Source organism: Planococcus sp. APC 3906 (genome assembly GCF_030407685.1).
In the GTDB taxonomy this organism is placed as follows: Bacteria; Bacillota; Bacilli; order Bacillales_A; family Planococcaceae; genus Planococcus; species Planococcus koreensis.
The window spans coordinates 1-20509 of sequence record NZ_JASDCW010000025.1; the positions used below are offsets into that span (position 1 = coordinate 1).

A 20509-nucleotide genomic window follows, 5' to 3' on the forward strand; every position below is an offset into this window, starting at 1 on the left:
GCCTGGCTTCAGTCTCCTCGTCGCTGGAAAAAGAGCTGCTCCTGCATCGCTGCGCTAGCTTCGTCGCAAACGAGGTTCTTCAAACCTCGCTTCCTGCGGGGCCTTCAGCTCAGGCTTTGCCCGCTGGAGTCGCCGCCTTCCGCTTCATTCAAAGATATTTCTTATTTGAGAGTTATTTCTTTTACAGAAGAACACCAAAGATACACTTTCTGCAGTTTCTTTTGGGTTCTCCAGATATGGAGCAAAACAGCGGAGAAAACCGTACTGCTCCTGCAGCGCTTTGCGCTTCGTCGCAAAGTCTTGCCTGCGGGGCAGCGTAGCGACGAGTCAGCCGAGACCCCGCAAGGAGCGAAGCGACTGAGGAGGCTTGGCGCTCGCCCGCGGCAAAAAACATGTGCTCCTGCAGCACTACGTGCTTCGTCGCAAAGGCATAGCCCCAATGCTTGGGTCCATGCCTTCGCAGCTGTTTTGCGGAATATCGTTTACCATATTAGCTCAAAAAGCAGAAATTTAATGAATAACTTCAGTTAAATTAAAAACAGCCCCGCCGGGATGGCGGGGCTGTCTCTGATTGACTTTATTCTGTTGTAAACTTGTAGCCGAAGCCTCTGACGGTCCGGATATGCACCGGATTGGCTGGATCTTTCTCCACTTTCCGCCGCAAGTTGCTGATATGGACTTTGACCGTTTGGATATCCCCTTCGGAATAATAGCCCCAGATGCGGTCGTATAATTGTTCTGCCGTCCACACGCGGTTTGGGTTTTGGGCCAGCAGGAGAAGCAATTGGAATTCCTTGTGGTAAAGCCGGACCTGCTTGTCGTTGACGTAAAGTTCCCGTGCATCGATATGGATTTTCATATCCCCGAATTCCAGAATGGCCAATTTATCTTCGTCGCCGTTTTTCCAGCCGTTCCTCCGGAGGATGGCACGGATGCGGGCTTCAAGTTCATTGAAGTCGAAAGGTTTGGTTATATAATCATCCCCTCCCGCTTCAAGGCCATTGATCTTATAGGACAGCTCTTTGCGGTAGCTGACAAATAAAATCGGCATTTTCGTCTGCAGACGGATTTGTTCACAGACTTCCAGGCCATTCATCCCCGGCATTTCGATGTCGAGCAAAATGATGTCCGGGTTTTCCTTCGCTAATTTATCCATCGCTTCATAGCCATCTTCAGCGTCTATGACGCGGTAGCCTTTTTTAATCAGGAACAACCGCATGAGTTCGCGGATTCCTTCTTCGTCTTCGACGACCATTACAGTTGCTTCGCTCATGGCGCACACCTCCTATCGTTTTTAAAAACTCAGCGGCAAAGCGATATAGAACACGCTTCCCTTGCCCGGTTCACTTTCAGCCCAGATCTCCCCTTTATGGGAAAGAATGATTTCTTTTGCGATGGCGAGGCCCAAGCCGCTTCCTTTGTAATGTTCCGATTTCTCCATTTTAAAGAATCGGTCAAAAATATGCGGCAATACTTCCTGGTCAATTCCGCTTCCGGTGTCCGCCACTTTTATGATGACTTCGCCCTCAAACTCCTCCAGGTCAAGCACTGCCCCTTCCGTGCCGCTTGCGTAAACTTCAGTTGAAATGGTGATTTTCCCATCTTCAGAGGATGTATGCTTTACTGCATTCCACAGGACATTGGAAAACACTTGATCGATTCTGTCGACGTCAATTGACAGGATAAACTGATCTTCGAGCGGATTGCGTCCTCTTAGGCTGTGTTCGAATTTCCGGCCGCTTTGGGTGACATCGGATTCCATGCCGGTGGTTAGGCGGTTCAGCCACTGGCTCAGCTTCACTTCTTCAAAGCGCAATGTCATATTGCCCGATTTGTATTTGGACAGCTCAGTTAAATCTTCTGTCAGGCGTTCCAGCAGCAACAATTTGTTGTGGATCATGTCCAGGTATCTTGGGTTTTTCTCGTCGATGAGACTTTCTTTGACCGCTTGGATATAGCTGTGGATCAGCGTAATCGGCGTCCCCAGTTCATGTGAGATCGTCGACAGCATTTCGTTTCTGGATTTCTCGATTTCCTGGATTTCATCGTTGACCGTCACCAAGTTCATATTGGTGATTTCCAGCGCCATCGTGCGTTCTTTGATATTGCGCTCCAGGAAATAATTGACGTTCGTGATTTCCTGCGTCAGGCTTCTCAAATTCGCCAGCGTCTCGACGCGCAGCAGAAACTCTTCCTTGTCGCACGGCTTCACCAAATAATCATTGGCGCCTGCCGTGAAAGCGTTCGTCTTATGGCGCATCCCTTCTTCTTCCGACATCATCAGAATCGGCAGTTCCGTTAACGTGAATTCTTTTCGGATGCTGCGGCATAATTCGTCTCCGGTCATATCAGCCAGCGCCCATTCAAGGATAACCAGGTCAATCGGCTGCTCACCAAGAAGTTTCAGCGCTTCTTTCCCTTCGGAAACCCCGGTCACTTCAAACCCTTCCCTCATTAGATGGTAAGTGACCATCTGTCGATTGACATCGATATGGTCGACAACCAGGATGCGGATTTGTTTTTGTTCCCGTCTGCGCTGGCTAAGCGATTGTGTCAGCTCCGCAGCGGACAATTCTTCGATTTCGACTTTCTCGGCTTCCTGCGGTTCGGCCAACTCTTCTTTCATATAGATTGGCAGTGTAAAACTGAACGTCGAACCTTTCCCAGCTTTCGATTCCACTTCCAGCCAGCCGCCTTGCAATTCGACGAGCCGTTTGGAGATGTTCAATCCGATGCCGATACCTGTGCCATGGATTCCGTCAACGTCTGATTCCAGCTTCAATGGAAACGGTTCGAATAAAGTCGGAATCTCTTCTTCTTTAATGCCGATACCGGTATCCCGTACGGAAATTTGAATCTGTTTGCCGATTTGATTAGCGGTAATGACAATTTCGCCCGAAACTGTGTATTTGATGGAGTTGTCCAGCAGGTTGAAAAGAACCTGCTGCACCCTGTCCGGATCAGCAATAACTTCCGGAAGGTCATCCGGAATCGTGTGGTACAAGGAAACGTCTTTGTCTTTGAGCAATGGCCGGCATACCGTTAGCACTGTTTCAGCCAAATCAAGCAGTTTTACCGGTTCGACATGGACATCGAGCGCATTCTGTTTGAGCTTGGAAAAATCCAGAATATCGTTGATCATATGCGCCAATTTCTTCCCGCTTGTAACGATGGTTCCAAGCTGCTGGTTCGCATTTTGAGGAATGCGGCCATAGGTCATTTCCTGCAGCGACTCGGCAATGCCGATCATGCCGTATAAGGGCGTTCTTAAATTATGGGATGTGATGGCAAGCAGCTCATCTTTGCGCTCATTGGCATGCTTCAACGACTCCATTGCCAAGCGCTGCCGTTCAACAGCCTTCCGTTCTAATTCCTGTTTCTCCAGTCGTTTTACTGCAGCTTTATCATTCAGTGCGAGGGCGGCCATCAGAATTCCCAGGCCTACTGCCAGATAACCGCCATGCCGCGTTCTCAGCGTGAAAGGCATATAGCCATTCATCACCAGGAACGAAACTGCAATGCCGAACATCAACAGGAATGTGCCGACTGTGTAATACCTGGCGTAGAGGATATCTTTTTCCAGGCATATCACCGAGATGATGAAAACTGCGATTGAACTGGCAACAAGCATCAGCGGCAAAATGAGGCGGATGGCTTCTAAGTTCATCAGCAGAACGAGCAGCATGATTAAATCTGCCGCAATAAGTCCCTTGAACACTTTTTCAAGCCATGGCAAATGCCGCCGGATATCCAGAAAACTTTCCGTAAACAACAGCAGGAAGATGGTGCTCAAGCCAATGAAAAATAGGATCGAGCGTTCATTCCACCAAATCATATCCGGCCAGATAAATGCCAGCGTCAAACCTGTGAGCGAAGAAATCGCGAATAAAATCGACATGGATAGGAGGGCGAAATACAAAAAACTCAATTGTCTGAGACGCATGAATTGAAACAGATGATAGGCTGTGATGACGATGGCGATACCTGTCCCTAAACCGATCAATGCTGTCGTCGATCTCGTTTCCGCTTCAAATGCCTTTTCTTCCCAAATTGCTACCGGAATTTGCATTGGCCCTCCAGATTTTACATGCAGATAAAAGGTCCCTGCTGCACCTTCTTCCATATCAAGGTTGAAAACGAGATTCCGGTGGTAGTATTCGCGCTCGCCGACTGGCACCGACCGGCCGCTTTCCTTCGCTTCGAATCCACCCCCGGGTGCCGGCATATACAATGTGACATCGTCCAATGTTGAAGAAGCGACTTCCAACAGCCACTTCTTGTCAGCCGTCGTATTTTGCAGATCGAAACGGATCCAGTAAGCACTTTCTGTATATCCTTCATTCAATGTTCCTTCTATATTCGGCATGAACTGCATGCCCAGAATCGGCTGCGAAACCTCTTCCATCGTCAGGCTGCCTGAAATATCTTCTAAAATGGACATTTCGCTATCCAAATGGATTTTATCCATCGAATCGGTCAAAATCAGCGTCTCGCCGCTTTCTTCTAATCCGCCTTCGGGGCTTTTGGCAGATATAAAGAACAGCATGATAAAAAGGATAAATACTATTTTCACGGCTATAGAAACGTTCCGGTAAAGTCGGGACATAATCAAGCACCTCTGTTTTTCTAGAATTCATTTTAGGTCATTATCCAATCAAAAAAACAGCATCAGCCATAAATTCTTATTTAAATTCTAACTTGTATAATTTATTTTGAATATTTAAATTATTTAGATTCGCTATTTATGAACCATAAGTATCATTACCAATTGATAGAATAATACCATTATACTTGGAAAAAGAAAACATTTTTTTATCTGAAAATTCAAATAAAACTATTGACCCAGAACGTTCTTGCGATTACTCTATAAAAAAGGACATTCCAGGTTCATTCGTCGCATGAAATTTGAATCGGGCTTTTCAAGGCCCCAGAAGAGGTGATAGCGATGTTCCAGAAGAAATCTTCAAGCCTTCCGAAAAAGAAGAAGAATTGGTTTGGTATTTTTGTAAAGATTTCCATTGTAATAGGTGCACTATACTTGTTGGTGCTGTTTCCGAAAGCCACCAGTACATTAGATGAAATCCATGAACCGCTCGTCAGGGAAGCATCCCCTAAACGGCAGGAGAAAGTCGTTTTGGAAGATAAGGATCCGATTTCAGTCCTGCTGCTCGGTGTTGATGAGCGTGCAGGTGATAGAGGCCGCTCGGATACGATGGTCGTTGTCGCCATTAACCCGGAAAAAGAATCCACCAAGATGATCAGCATTCCCCGTGACACTTATACGGAGATTGTCGGGCTCAATATGTCCGATAAGATTAATCACGCCTATGCTTTTGGAGGCATTGAAATGTCGATGGATTCCGCTGAAAATCTTTTGGACATTCCCATCGACTACGTCGTCCAGCTGAATATGGAGGGGTTTGAAGACATCGTCGACGCATTGGACGGCGTCAAGGTCGAAAACTCTTTTGCTTTTGATGACTTTGCAGCAGGCGAACTAACTTTGAACGGCAAGCAAGCACTGGATTACGTAAGGATGCGCTACAACGATCCGGATGGGGACTTCGGCCGCCAGAATCGCCAAAAGCAAGTGATTCAGAGCATCATGACGAAGGCCGTTTCCGCTAAAACACTTTTCAATTACCCGAAAATTTTCAATGCATTAGGCAATAACGTAAAAACCAATATGGGCTTCAATGAAATGATCGATGTCCAGAACAATTACCGCGATGCCACAAATGACTTGGAACAGCTTTATTTCGAAAAGGGATACGGTGAAACAATCGGCGGCATCTGGTATTACATGATGGATAAAGAAGAACTTGCTGAGGTGCAGACGGTTTTTAAAGAGCAATTGGAAATCAACCCATAATAAAAATCCAGCCGCATCTTACATGCGGCTGGATTTTTTGGGTTCATTATTTTTTGGGTGCGAGTTCAACAGCTTGGCGCAATGCTTCCACTAAGCTTTTTTCATCTGCCTTGCCTGTGCCCGCAATATCAAAAGCGGTGCCGTGGTCTACGCTTGTCCGGATGATGGGCAGCCCGACCGTAATGTTGACCCCTGACTCCAAGCCCAACACCTTGACCGGACCGTGGCCCTGGTCGTGGTACATGGCAACAACGATATCGAAGTCGCCGCGCACCGTGCGGAAAAACAATGTATCCGCAGGCAGCGGCCCTTGCACATCGATTCCTTCAGCCTGCGCTTTCTCTACTGCAGGCACGATTTTCTCCGCCTCCTCGCCGTAACCGAACAATCCATTTTCCCCAGCATGTGGGTTGATTCCGCATACTGCTATCTTTGGAGAAGCAATGCCAGCCTTGGTCAAGGTCTCGTGCGCCAAGTGAATGACGTGCAGCACACGTTCAGGCGTAATCATATTGATGGCATCAATGATGCCTACATGCGTAGTGACATGGATCACTTTTAAATTCGGAGAGGAAAGCATCATTGAGTAGTCGGTAGTACCGGTCAGTTCAGCCAGTATTTCTGTATGCCCAGGATAAAGATGACCCCCTTTTTGCAAAGCCTCTTTATTCAATGGAGCGGTGCAGATAGCGTCAATTTCTTTATCATTTGCCAAAGCAATCGCTTTAGCTAAATATTGGAATGCCGCATTGCCGGCTTCCGCAGACACTTCGCCGATTGGCAGCGTATCCGGAAGCAGCGCAAGATCCAAACAATCGATTACAGCCGGATCGAATTGTGCTTCTCGCGGATGTTTGATGCGGCGAATCGCTTTTGTGCTGCCCGTGAATTTTTTTGCGCGTTCCAGAATCGACGCATCACCGATTACAAAAGAACGGCTTGTTTCATGCACAACCTTATGTTCGAAGCTTTTTAAAATGATTTCCGGACCGACGCCTGCCGCGTCCCCCATTGTAATTCCAATTATCGGTTTATAAGTTTGCATGTAATCCCGCTCCTCTCAGATAATCGACGGCATCCACCAGCGAATGGCTAGTGCCAAAGCCGCCCGCTTTTGTAATAGCCGCCATTTTTTTGTTTTTCCAGTCCACGATTCCAAGCGGCAATCCCGGCTCTACTTCAACCTTCAATTCCATGTCCTGAATGCCCAGTTTACTGCAGATTGCTTTTGCGGTGTCACCGCCCGTCATGATGATCGCGTCGAAAGCGAATTGTTCCAGCGCTGCTTCAGCGAGCAAACCCAGGCCTTCTGCAATCCCTTTTCCACAAGCAGCTGCTGACAATCCATTGCCGGCTGCCCATTGCTTGACCCGTTCGCGGTTTTCTTCCGAACCATCCACATAAATTACCGCAGCGTCCCATCCATCCTCAGCCAAATGCTGCCGCATGGCGGAAATTGCACGAGCCGGATGTTCCAAAAGTTCCAGCGGATCCGCTTCCGCCATTACCGTCCCTTCTCTTTTCTGCAACGCCGCTAATTGGCCGCTGGTCTGGCCGGATAAACTGCCGGCAGCCACAAGGACTTTTTCTGCCCCGATTTGTTGCCGGCCGCTGTTTTCACTTGTGCTTAATTCTGTATACAGATGGTTGATCATGCCGGCGGATCCAGCCCAGCCGATTGCCAACTCCGTTGCTTTAGCCAAAACTGCCAGTTCAGCGAAATCCGCTTCACCGACCGCGTCGCACACCAGCCATTCCACGCCTCGCTCGAACTGCTCCTGCACCCATCTTGGAGCCTCTTCGCTAAAAAGAACTTCCCGCGTAAGAACTGCAGCCTTGGCGGTTCCCGCTCCCAATAAATCCGGAATAAAGCTTTTCAGGACCGGCGTTTTAGGGTCTTTTGCAAACTCGGTGTCCGTGATTTCTACGCCGTTTACATAGAGAACACCGTGTTCAACGGTTCTGCCCATTACCGGAAAAGCGGGAACGATCCAAATCATGTCCATCCCACCGGCATCTTTCATCGCCTGCAATTCAGCTGCCACTGGTCCTCGCAACGTTGAATCCACTTTTTTATAAAAATCGGTGATGCCGCTCGTTTTCAATCGCATGATTTCCCGGTGGACAATTTGGTAGGCATCCCCTGCAGCCATTGCCCGGCTATCGGTATCAACAATCCAAACGTCGATCCGTTCATCGCCAAAATTTGAAGCGTTCGCTGAATCCGTCAGCAGCACTTTTGTCCGAAGCCCCTTCTGCGCTAGCCGCACACCCGTGTCATTGGCCCCGGTAAAATCATCTGCAATGATGCCAATCCCTTTCGCCACATCCTTCAACCCCTTTGCCGCAAGCAGCTTGTGCCGCTAGCCTTTCTTTCACTATAAATTGAATATTAAATATTGCAACAAACAGAAGACTATTTCCCTCTATAATTAGAATAACGTTTAAAAATGCAACGAAATTGCAAACTCACGATTTGAGTTTGCGCCATAATGTTGCCCGATTGATTCCCAGGCGATGGGCCGCTTTGGTCTGGTTCAGCTTTTCTTCTTTCAAAACATGATTGATGATTTTCTGCTCAATTTCTTTCAGTGTCTCGTTGTCATCGATGCTGATCATCCCATGGGCAGAGTCGCCTATCGGCATGAAGGCTGTTTTCTGCAAAGTAGGGCTTCCAATCACGTACGTTTTTTCAATCAGCGCCAGGTTTTTCACATAAGCTTTCAAAGATGCAGAATTGCTGTCTTTTACTGAATGCACGATGGTTTCCAATGCAGCATTTTCCACTTTGACTGGCTGCGTTCCCAGCGTTTGGTGAAACCCCTCTAGATAAGTTTGGACTAAAGCAGGAATGTCCGCCTGGCGATTCACCAATGTCGGAACCGAAAGCAGGATCGCTTGCTCAAAACCGGTGTGTTCTGCTAATTCCGTCGTCAAAGCAGGAATGGAAATTATCAGCTGGATATTTTTCGCGGCCGCCAGTTGCGCAATTACCGTTAAATAAGCCGTCTTTTTTTCATCCGGAATGGCAGTCAATTCAATAAACAAGGTCGAAATGGAGTCTGGCAGGCTGCTAATCTCTATGTCTTGAAGATTTTGTGCGCTGGCTTCTGCGAAAAATCCGGTTTTGCCGTGAAACACGTGCAGATAACGTGCCAGCTCCTGCTTAGCCAGACCGTCTTTTCCAACCAGCAGCAAAAGAGAAGAAGCACATGCCGGGGCTTCCGCTGCCAATAGCAGGTTTTTCATCGCTGCACTATCAGCTGCCAGCAGCGGGAGATGGTTGATTTGTTCAAGCTGCAATGCTTCCGCCTCCTGTGCATCGAGCCGTTCAAAAAAGAAATAAATGAGCGTGCCATCCCGATCGGCAATGCGTTCTGCCCGCACTGTGAAACGAACCTTACCGTTATGTGCTGTAGACAATACAGGAATTTCGCTGCTTAGCAATTTTATCCGCATCGTTTCCAATTCTTCGTTTGAAATCGGTTGCCCGTCGAACAACGTCCACTGGGCTTCGACTGTCCGTCCATCTTCTCCAAGCGTTATGAAATCGATTTTTTGCCTGGCAAGAACCGTGCTGAGGATGCGTTGCTTGCGCCCGCTTTTTTCCATTGTTGAAATCAAGCGCCGTGCTTCTTCAATCGCCTCCATAACGGACTCACGTCCTGATTGGATCAACAAGCCTTCCATGCCCAGCCGCTCTGCTGCTTCAACTGTCACGACATCACCGAGAACTCGGCTGATCCCTTCTTTTTTCAGTTCCTCCAATACCTGTCCGATTTCTTCCGCCTTTTGTATCGTTGCCACTTTAATATCCATATCCAGCAAGCCCGCTATCGAACCTGCCCCCATCGTGACAGAAGGAAAACCCGCCAATGCGCTGTTTGCTTGGCGAGGTGCCCCCATCAGCGTGATGGCACGCAACAGATCGTAGCCTGAAATCCGGATTTCGATGACCGGCAAATCGATTGCGTTGCGGATCATTTGTGCCGTTCCGCCTCTGCTGATGATTAAATCTGCGCCCTCGCGCTCCATGCGTTCAGCCGCCAACACGCCCGCTTCCAGATTACCCGCTTCAATCAGAAGCTCGACCGTTGGAAACGCATCTTTTAAATCTTCTATCAGCTGCGCCATTGCTTCGTATGGCGGGATGATCCCAATTGTAATATTTCTTGCCACAACCCTTCCTCCTCTTTTTTCTAGTTGTTGCTATTATAGCAATGCACCAACCCATGCGCCGCAATGCCAATGTATTATTCTGTCAACTTCTTGGCCACCCGTTTATAATAGCTGTAACAATAGACTGTAAAGGGGCTGTCTTCATGTGTTTGATTAATTTCCAATTGAACGATCATCCAAAATACAAATTAGTGCTGGCTGCAAACCGCGATGAATTTTACTTGCGCCCGACAGAATCGGCCCATTTCTGGAAAGACGAACCCCAATTATTGGCCGGCCGCGACCTGATGCAGATGGGGACTTGGCTGGGCGTCACCAAAACTGGCCGTGTTGCTGCGTTGACGAATTTCAGGGATCCCTCAGCGCCTGAAGCCGATAAGATTTCACGCGGTTCGATTGTACGGCATTTTCTGTCCACCGACATGGATGCGCGGCTTTTTCTGGAAAACTTGATCCCGGAAGACTATGCAGGCTTTAATATTTTAGCCGGTGATGGCAGCCAATTTTTTTATTACAATAACCTTGAAGCGAAAGCCACGGAAGTGGAGCCAGGAATTCATGGCCTCAGCAACCACTTCCTCGATACGCCTTGGCCGAAAGTCGTAAAAGGCAGTATGCATCTCGAACGCTACCTTTCGGATAACGAGGACGTGCACATCGATGACTTGTTCGACATTCTGCAGGACGCCGAAGAAGCGATAGACGGCGATTTGCCGGACACCGGAATCGGCTCTGAGCTCGAGCGCAAGCTGTCGCCGATGTTCATAAAAACGCCGGATTACGGCACCCGCTCCTCCACCGTCTTGCTCATCGGCCATGACGGCCACGTCGTTTTTGCAGAACGTGTTTACACTAGCGGCAATTTGCAGGAAGACAACCGCTTTGAGTTCGATATTGAACAATGAAGCACGGATTTTGAGCTAGTTCATGTTAAGGTCTCGCTAGGTCATGTTGATTCTCTCACATATCATGTTAACGTGTTGCTAAATCATGCTAACGCCGGTTTAGTTCATGTTAACGCGAGAACCTTTTTCTTCAAACCATAGATGGATGCATTTCGCCTCTGCGAAATGCGCAATTGCTTGAAAGGAGCTGTCCGCAGAAGCGGGCAGCTTTTCCATTTATGCGCTTGAACTTGGATCGTGAAGAGATTTTCACTTTTCCGCTCTCTTCTTAAAGGGGCTTTCCTATGCTAGTTCATGTTAAATGCTAAACAGTTCATGTTGACTGCTGGCTAGATCATGTTGATTGTCCCGCACATCATGTTAAGTTCCCGCTGGTTCATGTTAACGCCAATTTAGTTCATGTTAACGCGAGAACCTTCTCCGTATTTACGCCGAGAAGCTCTTTCACATTGGCAAGATGCGCATTTTCGTCAAGAAGAGCCCTTCGCAGATTCGCGAAGGGCTCTTTTTGAACTTTTATCTTTCCTTGCCGTTATGCAAAGTCGATGGTCATGCTGTCGAGCAGCCTTTTGTACTCGGTGTATTCTTTCTCCCATTCGGCGTTCCGATCGATTTCTTCCCCTTTCAGCAAAGACTCGATGACATCCAGGCAGACATGCCAGCCGGCAAGATCCTTTGCCGTTTGGGGTGTGATGTTACGAATAGACTCAACTAGCTTTAATTTCGTCCCCTGATTCACAGGCGATACTTCAAAACGGACTTCGTCGTCCCACCAATTGAACGCCAGAACTTTGCCTTCCTCAAAATCAACAATCTCCAAGCTGTCAGAATTGCCGTTTCCCATATCGAAAGCCAACGATCCGCCTTTTCGCAAATCGGTAATCTCCAGCTCTGAAAACCATTGATTGAGCTTTTCATTGTCCGCCAGCATTGCCCATACTTGTTCACTCTCAAACGGCAATGTCCGTTCGAATCTTGCCTCATACCCTTGCTCTTTTTGTGTGATTTCTGCCCGCATGCCTGTTCCTCCTAATCTAATAGTCGTGATTCCATTATACACGAACACAAGGCGCTGTTTTGATGGGTGCATCATGCTAGAATCGGGTATAGGAACTTAAGGAGTTGAAGATATGAGATTAGGCTATGCTTGTATGAACACTGAACTGAAAACCGTCTTCCGCACGGTGCGCGTTGCGACTGTGGAAATGGAAGGATCGGCTAAAATAAAGGAATTGACGCTGCAGAATATGCAGACCACTTTGGAAATTTTGAAATGGAATGTGGAGAATGGCATTTATTTTTACCGTGCATCCAGCTCCATTATCCCTTTATCGACGCATCCGATTAACGACTGGACATGGTGGGAAGATCCGGATTTCCTTGAAATTGCTGCACAGATCCGAGAGCTTGTGGAAAAGTATAAAATGCGCATTTCCATGCATCCCGGCCAATATACCGTCCTAAATTCACCAAAAGAATCGGTCGTCGAGAAATCAGTCCAGGACTTGGAGTACCATGACCGGCTGATTCAATTGCTCGGGGGCAACGACTTGATCCTCCATACGGGAGGCGCATATGGCGATAAAGAACAAGCCAAGCAAAGGTTTGCTGAGAATTACGCGCTTCTTCTCTCGCCTTCTATCAAGCAGCGGCTGCGCCTGGAAAATGACGATAAGACGTTTACCATACGCGATGTACTTGACGTCAGCAAAATTGCAGGCGTTCCAGTGTGCTTCGACATCCACCACCATAATTGCAATAACGATGGGCAACCGGTCGACTTTTCGGAAATCCTGGCAACGTGGGAAGGGTTCGGGACGCCGAAAATCCACATCAGCACAGGCAAAGAAGGGTTCACCGATTTGCGCCACCATGACCTTATTGCCGAAGAAGATTTTAATGAACTGCTCTTGCTGCTAGGCGGCACTGATGCAGACATCATGTTCGAAGCGAAGCTGAAAGAGCAATCCGTGCTGCCATTCGTACGCAAACTTCAAAGCGTGCAATGACTCCGCCATGAAATCAATTGAAAAGCAAAAGGAGGCCGAAATTAATTCGGCCTCCTTTCTATTGGGCTGTAGGGAATTCCAATGTAAATACGGTGCCCCTGCCTTTTTCAGACTGGACATTTATTTCGCCGCTCAATTGGTGCGCAATGCTATACGATACCATCATTCCGAGACCGGTGCCTTTGCTTTTCGTAGAGAAATAAGGTTCCCCTAAGCGTTGAAGCTCTTCCTTGGTCATGCCGCATCCTTCATCTTTAATGAGAATCAGCACAGAAGGCGCTTTTTCCTTGATGCGGATCGTCAATATCCCGCCGTCTGGCATGGCATCGATTCCATTGCGGATGATGTTGATGAGCATTTGATGGAACTTTTGGCGGTCCCCCATGATTTTCGCCTGGCAGCCACCATCAATTAAATTGATAGTGACTTTTTCCCAATTAGCGTACGGTGTAAGCACCTTCAGCACTTGCTGAATTTCCATTTTCACTTGGAGGAGCTCAAGCTTGCCGCTCACTGGTTTCGCAAAAACCAAGTAATCTTCGATCAACTGGTCCGCTGCTGTGATTTCGTGAAGCATCGTATCGTAGAATTCAATTTGCTTGTCGCGGCTATACTCATGATCTTTCATTAATTGGACGAATCCCTGAATGCTCTGGATCGGATTGCGGAGTTCATGAGATACCGAAGCCGCAAAATGGCTGACGGTCTCAAGCTTTTCATGCTTCATCAATGAATTCAATAAATATTCCTGGCGCTGGATATGCTCGATCAATAATGCGGCGATTGCCGTGACAGCTCCTTGGCTCAGCATAAGAATGGCCCAAAGGCTGAAGATATTGCCGATCGGGTTGCCGAAAAGCCAATTTCCCAATAGCATATTGAAAACCAAAGAAACGATGGCAATGCCAAAGACCAGCACCACTTTCCATAAGCGGTTGATGCGCATATAAAGAGGGCGCAGAAGCGGGACACTAACAGCAACTGCAAAAATGGTCAATACGCCCATGTACATGCCATCCCCGCCAATGGCGATGCGTCCGATTGCCGCAACCAGGAAAAGAATCGCACTGACAGCCGGTCCGCCGTAAAGTGCTCCGACAATGAGCGGCACTTGCCTGAGATCAAAGATGTATTCTTCCCCCAAAACTTGATAGGGAAAGACCATGCATAAAATGATGGATAGCGAGAACAGCGCAGTCAATATTGCCCGGTGGCTTTTAAAGAAATTGCGTTTGCCCGCAGTCGCAAACATCTGATACATCAGGATGGGGAAAATGATGAAAAAGATATTATTGATCATTCCTGTCATCATTTCAAAAATCTCGTCCATCCCCTCGCTGAAATAGTTTGAAATTCATTATACAACTTGGGCAGTAGGACAATCCACACATTTCAGCCATATCGTCCAGCTCTTTTATGGATAAACGTCATCCGGCATGGCATTCCTGATTTTTTCCAGCGCACGCCCCTTCCTCTTTTTCAAGCCTGAAACGGACAGGCCTTGCTGCTCAGCGAGTTTCCGAATACTCTCGCCGTTGATAAAAAGATCTTCAAGAAGTGATTTTTCCTGCGCCGACAAACGGATGGATTCCAACCATTCTGGCAGTTTATTCTCAAGAAGAGGGTTTGCCGGCTCTTCCGCCCCCGGATTCTCCATTAGCGTAAAACGGATGGAAAACCGATTTTCCCGATTCAATTCATCCAGCATTGCTCCATGGATCGAGCGGTAAGCGAACGGCGTAAAATCTCCTTTTGTTTCGTCAAACCGCAGCCACGCTTGCCATAAGGCTACTTCGCCAATTTGGCGGTATGTTTCAAAATCGCGGTAAATATGCAATTTTCGGATGAGCGCCGAAATCATTGGTGTATATTGCTGCAATACTTCTTCTATTGTATCCACTTCTAATCCTTCTGGACGTCCTTGTTATTCCCGGGTAAGGCTAGCTTAGCCAACCCAGGAGAACTGCACAAAAGCATTATTAACACGTCTAATCTATCATCGAATATTTTTGTATACTCAATACATGACGTTTGTCGTATTAAATTGTCATAAAATATCCTATTTTCTGATTATAGTATTGATTCTCCAAAAACCGAATGGTAAGATTCTCTAGTACGCAGAAAGGGGATCAACTGCTTGGGAAAGTATGATGAGAATTTTATTGACCGTTCCACATTATTTCTGTTGTCTTCATATGAAACAGAGCGCAAGTCGAAAGTGGTGACGAAGCACGGGGAGTATTATTCACGGCTCTCAGCCCTGCAGCTGATAGACAGGGCATGCATGCTTTACGCTTCGACTTACGAAGGCCGGGTCAAGGCAACGAGGCATAACCTTAATCAGCACAAAAAAACACCCATTCTCATCTCAAGTGACGGCGTGGCAGCATTTCCAACAAAATCCCCTTCCCATCCGGAATGCGTTTGGATTTTCAACCATGATTATCGGACCGAATTCGTATCGGTCGGAAAAACTAAAATCATTTACGAACAATATGGCATTTCAGTGGTGCTTGACGTTTCCATCCATACCTTGGAAAAGCAGCGCACGCGTATGTATGAAATGCTGTATTATTATTTGAAAGTTCGCGACAGATACGATATATAATCAGCATATTGCTATTTCGAACCTCCTTTCTTAGAAGCAAAAGACACCTCACTGTGCATTGGACGAGCCATCCAATTCAGAGAGAGGTGTCTTTTTCGTTATGCCGCTTCATCGCGGACCAATAAAAGCAGAATTTCTATTTCCCATTTCTCAGGATCCGGCTCGATTTCCGGATCCGTCAAGAAAATTTCAAATCGTCCGTTCCAAATTTCGTATTCCTCTTCCCAGCGCTTGTCGAATTCCAATCCCTCCGCTTGCGCCCATTGCACCAGCGCTTCATGCGACTCCGGCAAATTATCAGGATGCCCCCGGTGGATCGCCTTCAAATAAGATCCTCCGGGAATCGTGCTGACCACGACCCGCTCATCCCCCGCTGCCATCCGGTCCACTGGCACACCGATTTCCAGCGTAAACGCTTCATCGCCGCCGCTTGAACACCAATACCTGTAAAGCGGCATTCCTTCAGCCTTCAATTTCCTTTTTTGAAGCCACTCAACGATTTCGGGAATCAACGCAGCCGCTTCCTCCCATTCCACATCCACCGTTTCGAACGCGATTGCTGCATACGGCTTTTCCATCTGGTATTCTACCATCGGTTCACTTATATAACGTCGGGCCATCTCAACCCTTCCTTTCAATTATGCTAGAAGTCTTTCCCTTGCAGGTTTCAGAAGCGCCATTATATTCGTTGTTTTCTTGGTCCAGCTTATATAGTAATAATTCGATAACTGCAGTGAAATTCCTGCATGCTGAACCGACATTAAATGTACATATCTTGAGTGCTTCAGGAAATTGATTTCCTGTGCCTTAAGCCTTATTGTTAAGCTATGACCACACGGTTACTTTTTATGACTCAATGGTTACAAGGAGGGATTAAATGGATAAACGACAGGAACTAATGAAGCAAGCTACACGCTTTTTTTCTTCCAAAGGATTTCATCAGACTTCCGTTCAGGAAATAGCCCATGGAGCCGGAATTTCCAAAGGAGCGTTCTATAAACATTTCGATTCAAAAGAGAGCCTATTCGTCGAATTGCTGAAACGGTACCAGCTCGATTTGAACGCTGCGATGGCCGCTCCCCGCTTTACAGATGCTGCCGACAGCAAACAGGCGTTCATTGACAAATTAATCTTTGAAATCGAAAAGACCATTTCCGACAAGGAATTCTTCCTGATGATTTTCAAGGATTTTCCGAAAGACGACAGCGGACAGATGCAGGCTTTGTTCCAGGAATTGCGGACATCGCAGCTGGACATCACCAAAAACATGCTGCTTGAAGTTTACGGGGATGCTGCAAAGTCATTCATCGCCGATTTGGCAGCGCTGTTCGACGGCATGAAGCGCGAGTTTTTCATTTACCTCATTTTCGAAAATAAGCGCCTGGATGTGAACAAGCTTGCACATTTCATTGTTGCCAGTATGGATGCCATCGTCCTGAATTTGGAGCATATGGAACCGGTCCTGTCCGCCATCCCTCACGCGCCGAGCCCATTGGACGAAACTTTTGCAGCATTAGAAGAAAAAATCCGACACACTGCAGCGGACAATGAAAAGCGTTTGTCTTCGCTGCGCCTGTTAAAAGAAGAAGTCCGCAAGCCCGAACGCCAGGATTTCCTGATCGAAGCGCTGATCGCTTATTTGGCGCAAGAACCGGAACTTGAGCCAGAACTTTCCCGGCTCCAGAAGTTGATATAACACCGAACCCATTTTTTATACGAGGAGATTATGCATGAAAAAGATCATTGATTTTTCCCTGAACAATAAATTCGCGCTGTGGATCTTGACGATCATGGTGGTTGTTGCCGGTTTATTCGCCGGATTGACGATGAAACAGGAATCGATCCCGAATATTACGGTCCCTGCACTGACAGTCGTTACGCCGTACCCAGGCGCTGCGCCTGACGAAGTGATGAACGAATTGACGGTGCCGATCGAACAGCGCATCCAGAATTTGAATGGCGTCGAATTGCTGACGTCGTCGTCACTCGCAAACGCGTCATCGATCCAAGTCCAATTCGATTTCGATACGGACATGGACGAAGCGCTGCGTGAAGTCGAAAGTGCCGTGTCCGAATTGACCTTTCCGGACGGCGCGAGCGAACCTCAGATTTCCCGCATCAGCATTGATGCATTCCCTGTCCTGACACTTAGCATCAGCGACGAAGCGCAGTCTCTTGAAGAACTGACAAAAACAGTGGAAGACACGGTAATGCCTGAAATTGAAGGCGTTGCCGGTTTGTCGGACGCCCAAATTTCCGGCCAGCGTTTGGAGAAAGTCACCATGGCTTTTGACGAAGAAGCAATGGCCCGCTATGGATTGACGCAAGATGCCGTGCAGCAATTGATCCAAGCATCGAACCTGACTTTCCCTCTCGGCCTGACGGAATTTGGCGGCGAGATTAAAAACTTGGTCATTGACGGCAATGTGGCAACAGTCGATGATTTGAAAGAATTGCAAATTCCAGCGGTTCCGCAAACAGCACCAACTGGAGAACCGGCTCAAGCCCCTCCAGGCATGGAGACCCCACCTGATGCAGCAACTGCAGTTCCCACACAGATTCCGACGGTCGCTTTGGGCGAACTTGCCGAAATCGAAGTTGTCAGCGAAGCCGAATCGATTTCGCGCACAAATGGCGAAGAATCGATCGGCATCCAGATCGTCAAAGCGCCTGACGCCAACACGGTGGAAGTGGTCAATGCGGTGAAAGACATTGCAGCCGATTTGGAAGAGGAATATGGCCTGACGATCACGACAACATTTGACCAAGGCGAACCGATTGAGCAGTCTGTTGAGACGATGCTCAGCAAAGCGCTGTTCGGTATCCTGTTTGCCGTTGTCATCATTTTATTGTTCCTGCGCAGCTTCAAAACGACGATCATCTCGATCATTTCGATTCCGTTGTCGCTTTTGATGGCGATTTTCCTTTTGAACCAGATGGATATCACCTTGAACATCATGACACTCGGCGCGTTGACAGTGGCAATCGGCCGCGTTATCGATGACTCGATCGTCGTTATCGAAAACATATACCGCCGCATGGCTCTGCCTGGCGAACCTCTGCGCGGCAAAGCGTTGATCCGCGAAGCGACGCGTGAAATGTTCGTTCCGATTTTCTCATCGACAATCGTCACGATTGCGGTATTCCTTCCACTGGCACTCGTCAGCGGGCAGATCGGCGAGTTGTTCCTGCCATTCGCTTTGGCCGTCGTATTTGCGCTGTCGGCTTCATTGCTGGTTGCAGTAACAATCGTCCCGATGCTGGCGCATTCCATGTACGCCAAGCAATTGAACGGCAAGCTTGCCAATAAAACCAGCCATCACGAAGAAAAGCCAGGCAAATTGGCTGGCATGTACAAGCGCGTCCTGGAATGGTCACTGAACCATAAAATCATCACGTTCGGCGCAGCCACCGTCTTGCTTGTGGCCAGCTTGTTCCTGGTGCCGGTCATCGGCGTCAGCTTCCTGCCGGAAGAAGAACAAAAAATGGTCATGGCAACGTATTCGCCGGAACCTGGCCAGACGCGCAGCGATGTCGAACAAATCGCCACTGACGCAGAAGGGTTGATCAGCGAGCGCGAAGGCGTTACCACTTACCAATACTCGCTCGGCGGAGAAAATCCAATGGCCGCCATGTCCGGCGGCGGCAATAATTCCGCGCTGTTCTTTATTGAATACGACAGCGAGTTTGAGAACTTCAGCGAAGAAGGCGGCAAACTCATTGAGGAGCTGAACAGCAGCACCGACGCTGGGGAATGGAAGACGATGGACTTCGCGGCTGTCGGCGGAAGCGGCCTTGAGCTTTTCGTCTACGGCGATAATACGGAAGACATCCAGTCCGCCATCGACCAGATCCAGCCGCTTATGGAAGACAATAGCGGCCTGGAAAATGTGGAATCGAGCCTGACCGAAGCGTATGAGCAATACACGCTCGTTGCGGATCAGGAAACGATGAGCCAATACGGCCTGACTTCTGCACAAGTCGGCATGGCGCTGCGCGGTACTGGCCAAGCGCCGGTGTTGACGACCGTGCAGCAAGACGGCAAAGATTTGGATGTCTATATTGAAATGCCGGAAACCGATTATGCGGACATCAATGATGTCACGGCGATTGAAGTGCCGACTTCGCTTGGCACAACGGTCGCAATAGGCGACATCATGGAAGTCGAAGAAGGCCGTTCACCAGATACGATCAACCGCCGCGATGGCCAGATGTACGCTTCGCTGACAGCGGACGTGCTTGGCAATAATGCATCAGAAATCGCGGCTTCACTCGATGAAAGCGTCAACGGCCTGGAATTGCCGAGCGGCGTTTCAGTCGACCAGGGCGGTGTTGCGGAACAGATCAACGAATCGTTCACGCAGCTCGGACTGGCGATGCTCGCAGCCATCGCAATCGTCTATTTCGTTCTTGTCGTGACATTCGGCGGCGCCTTGGCGCCATTCGCCATCCTCTTCTCCTTGCCGTTCACAGTTATCGGCGTTCTAGTGGCATTGTGGGTGACAGGCGAACCGTTGAGCGTCAACGCGTTGATCGGCGTCTTGATGCTGATCGGCATCGTGGTCACCAACGCAATCGTGCTGGTCGACCGCGTCATCCACAAAGAGAAAGAAGGTTACACGACGCGTGCCGCTTTGCTTGAAGCCGGCACGACACGCCTTCGCCCGATCCTGATGACGGCCCTTGCGACTATCGGCGCCCTCATTCCGCTTGCCATTGGCGCGGAAGGCGGCGGCTTGATTTCGAAAGGCCTCGGCATCACGGTAATCGGCGGTTTGACGAGCTCGACATTGCTGACGTTGGTCATTGTGCCGATCGTTTACGAAGTCGTATCGAAATTCCGTAAGAAACAAGTGAATTAAAAGCCAAAAGCGGGCACACTCGATGAGGAGTGTGCCCGCTTTTTCGTGTTTTATTGAAATACGCTCTGTTATCG

At 48.3% G+C, this 20509-nt stretch carries 16 protein-coding genes; 7 read left to right on the top strand and 9 right to left on the bottom strand.

All coding sequences use genetic code 11. The annotated features are described in order from the left end of the window. A partial coding sequence (locus QMA09_RS13360) for a hypothetical protein (protein WP_290213460.1) occupies positions 1-320 on the top strand: 320 nt, incomplete at its 5' end. A 257-nt stretch (positions 321-577) separates the two neighbouring features. On the opposite strand, the gene QMA09_RS13365 is transcribed toward QMA09_RS13360, so the two are convergent. Beyond that, positions 578-1273 carry a response regulator transcription factor gene (locus tag QMA09_RS13365; RefSeq protein WP_135503948.1) on the bottom strand — a complete coding sequence of 232 codons (696 nt, stop codon included), beginning with the start codon at positions 1271-1273 and terminating at the stop codon, positions 578-580. A gap of 21 nt (positions 1274-1294) precedes the next feature. Continuing rightward, the gene (locus QMA09_RS13370; protein ID WP_290213461.1) at positions 1295-4606 is read right to left on the bottom strand and encodes an ATP-binding protein; all 3312 of its coding nucleotides are present in this window, start codon (positions 4604-4606) and stop codon (positions 1295-1297) included. 339 nt (positions 4607-4945) lie between these two features. On the opposite strand from QMA09_RS13370, the gene QMA09_RS13375 reads away from it, so the two are divergent. After that, the gene (locus tag QMA09_RS13375) at positions 4946-5872 is read left to right on the top strand and encodes an LCP family glycopolymer transferase (RefSeq protein WP_135503952.1); all 927 of its coding nucleotides are present in this window, start codon (positions 4946-4948) and stop codon (positions 5870-5872) included. Positions 5873-5918: 46 nt separating this feature from the next. Here QMA09_RS13375 and pdxA read toward each other — a convergent pair whose 3' ends face one another. From pdxA to QMA09_RS13390, 3 genes are all read right to left on the bottom strand, one after another. Beyond that, a complete protein-coding gene (gene pdxA, locus QMA09_RS13380) occupies positions 5919-6917 on the bottom strand; it encodes a 4-hydroxythreonine-4-phosphate dehydrogenase PdxA (RefSeq protein WP_290213462.1) in 999 nt (332 codons plus the stop codon). Continuing rightward, complete coding sequence (locus QMA09_RS13385) at positions 6904-8199, bottom strand: four-carbon acid sugar kinase family protein (RefSeq protein ID WP_135503954.1); 1296 nt, start codon at positions 8197-8199, stop codon at positions 6904-6906. Before QMA09_RS13385 ends, pdxA begins: the two co-directional genes overlap by 14 nt. Positions 8200-8341: 142 nt before the next feature. Beyond that, on the bottom strand, positions 8342-10051 hold the full coding sequence (locus QMA09_RS13390; RefSeq protein ID WP_135503956.1) for a PrpR N-terminal domain-containing protein: 1710 nt from the start codon (positions 10049-10051) through the stop codon (positions 8342-8344). A 143-nt stretch (positions 10052-10194) separates the two neighbouring features. On the opposite strand from QMA09_RS13390, the gene QMA09_RS13395 reads away from it, so the two are divergent. Then, positions 10195-10956, top strand: a complete 762-nt coding sequence (locus QMA09_RS13395; RefSeq protein ID WP_135503957.1) for an NRDE family protein — start codon at positions 10195-10197, stop codon at positions 10954-10956. A 532-nt stretch (positions 10957-11488) separates the two neighbouring features. Here the strand turns inward: QMA09_RS13395 and QMA09_RS13400 are convergent. After that, entirely contained in the window at positions 11489-11974 is a 486-nt protein-coding gene (locus QMA09_RS13400) for an SRPBCC family protein (protein ID WP_158290608.1), read from the bottom strand. Between the two features lie 112 nt (positions 11975-12086). Between QMA09_RS13400 and uvsE the strand changes: the two genes are divergently transcribed. Beyond that, a complete protein-coding gene (uvsE, locus tag QMA09_RS13405; protein WP_135503961.1) occupies positions 12087-12965 on the top strand; it encodes a UV DNA damage repair endonuclease UvsE in 879 nt (292 codons plus the stop codon). A 58-nt stretch (positions 12966-13023) separates the two neighbouring features. Here the strand turns inward: uvsE and QMA09_RS13410 are convergent, their stop codons facing one another. Both QMA09_RS13410 and QMA09_RS13415 read right to left on the bottom strand, forming a co-directional pair. After that, entirely contained in the window at positions 13024-14295 is a 1272-nt protein-coding gene (locus QMA09_RS13410) for an ATP-binding protein (RefSeq protein ID WP_221300774.1), read from the bottom strand. Positions 14296-14379: 84 nt separating this feature from the next. Beyond that, positions 14380-14865 (bottom strand): sigma-70 family RNA polymerase sigma factor, encoded by a 486-nt coding sequence (locus tag QMA09_RS13415; RefSeq protein WP_135503963.1) that lies wholly within the window; start codon positions 14863-14865, stop codon positions 14380-14382. A gap of 237 nt (positions 14866-15102) precedes the next feature. Here QMA09_RS13415 and QMA09_RS13420 point away from each other — a divergent pair, with 237 nt between their 5' ends. Next, the gene (locus QMA09_RS13420) at positions 15103-15573 is read left to right on the top strand and encodes a competence protein ComK (RefSeq protein ID WP_135503965.1); all 471 of its coding nucleotides are present in this window, start codon (positions 15103-15105) and stop codon (positions 15571-15573) included. A gap of 98 nt (positions 15574-15671) precedes the next feature. On the opposite strand, the gene QMA09_RS13425 is transcribed toward QMA09_RS13420, so the two are convergent. Beyond that, positions 15672-16193: a GyrI-like domain-containing protein gene (locus QMA09_RS13425; RefSeq protein ID WP_290213463.1), complete on the bottom strand. Its 522-nt coding sequence runs from the start codon at positions 16191-16193 to the stop codon at positions 15672-15674. A 257-nt stretch (positions 16194-16450) separates the two neighbouring features. On the opposite strand from QMA09_RS13425, the gene QMA09_RS13430 reads away from it, so the two are divergent. Both QMA09_RS13430 and QMA09_RS13435 read left to right on the top strand, forming a co-directional pair. Continuing rightward, positions 16451-17269: a TetR/AcrR family transcriptional regulator gene (locus QMA09_RS13430; protein ID WP_290213464.1), complete on the top strand. Its 819-nt coding sequence runs from the start codon at positions 16451-16453 to the stop codon at positions 17267-17269. 34 nt (positions 17270-17303) lie between these two features. Beyond that, positions 17304-20435, top strand: coding sequence for an efflux RND transporter permease subunit (locus tag QMA09_RS13435; RefSeq protein WP_290213465.1), 3132 nt, complete (start codon positions 17304-17306; stop codon positions 20433-20435). Positions 20436-20509: the final 74 nt, after the last annotated feature.

Bases quoted from the DNA above. Each gene is read 5' to 3' on its own strand.
- QMA09_RS13365 (WP_135503948.1), bottom strand. From the start codon at position 1,273: ATGAGCGAAGCAACTGTAATGGTCGTCGAAGACGAAGAAGGAATCCGC.
- QMA09_RS13370 (WP_290213461.1), bottom strand. From the start codon at position 4,606: ATGTCCCGACTTTACCGGAACGTTTCTATAGCCGTGAAAATAGTATTT.
- QMA09_RS13375 (WP_135503952.1), top strand. From the start codon at position 4,946: ATGTTCCAGAAGAAATCTTCAAGCCTTCCGAAAAAGAAGAAGAATTGG.
- pdxA (WP_290213462.1), bottom strand. From the start codon at position 6,917: ATGCAAACTTATAAACCGATAATTGGAATTACAATGGGGGACGCGGCA.
- QMA09_RS13395 (WP_135503957.1), top strand. From the start codon at position 10,195: ATGTGTTTGATTAATTTCCAATTGAACGATCATCCAAAATACAAATTA.
- QMA09_RS13400 (WP_158290608.1), bottom strand. From the start codon at position 11,974: ATGCGGGCAGAAATCACACAAAAAGAGCAAGGGTATGAGGCAAGATTC.
- uvsE (WP_135503961.1), top strand. From the start codon at position 12,087: ATGAGATTAGGCTATGCTTGTATGAACACTGAACTGAAAACCGTCTTC.
- QMA09_RS13410 (WP_221300774.1), bottom strand. From the start codon at position 14,295: ATGGACGAGATTTTTGAAATGATGACAGGAATGATCAATAATATCTTT.
- QMA09_RS13425 (WP_290213463.1), bottom strand. From the start codon at position 16,193: ATGGCCCGACGTTATATAAGTGAACCGATGGTAGAATACCAGATGGAA.
- QMA09_RS13430 (WP_290213464.1), top strand. From the start codon at position 16,451: ATGGATAAACGACAGGAACTAATGAAGCAAGCTACACGCTTTTTTTCT.
- QMA09_RS13435 (WP_290213465.1), top strand. From the start codon at position 17,304: ATGAAAAAGATCATTGATTTTTCCCTGAACAATAAATTCGCGCTGTGG.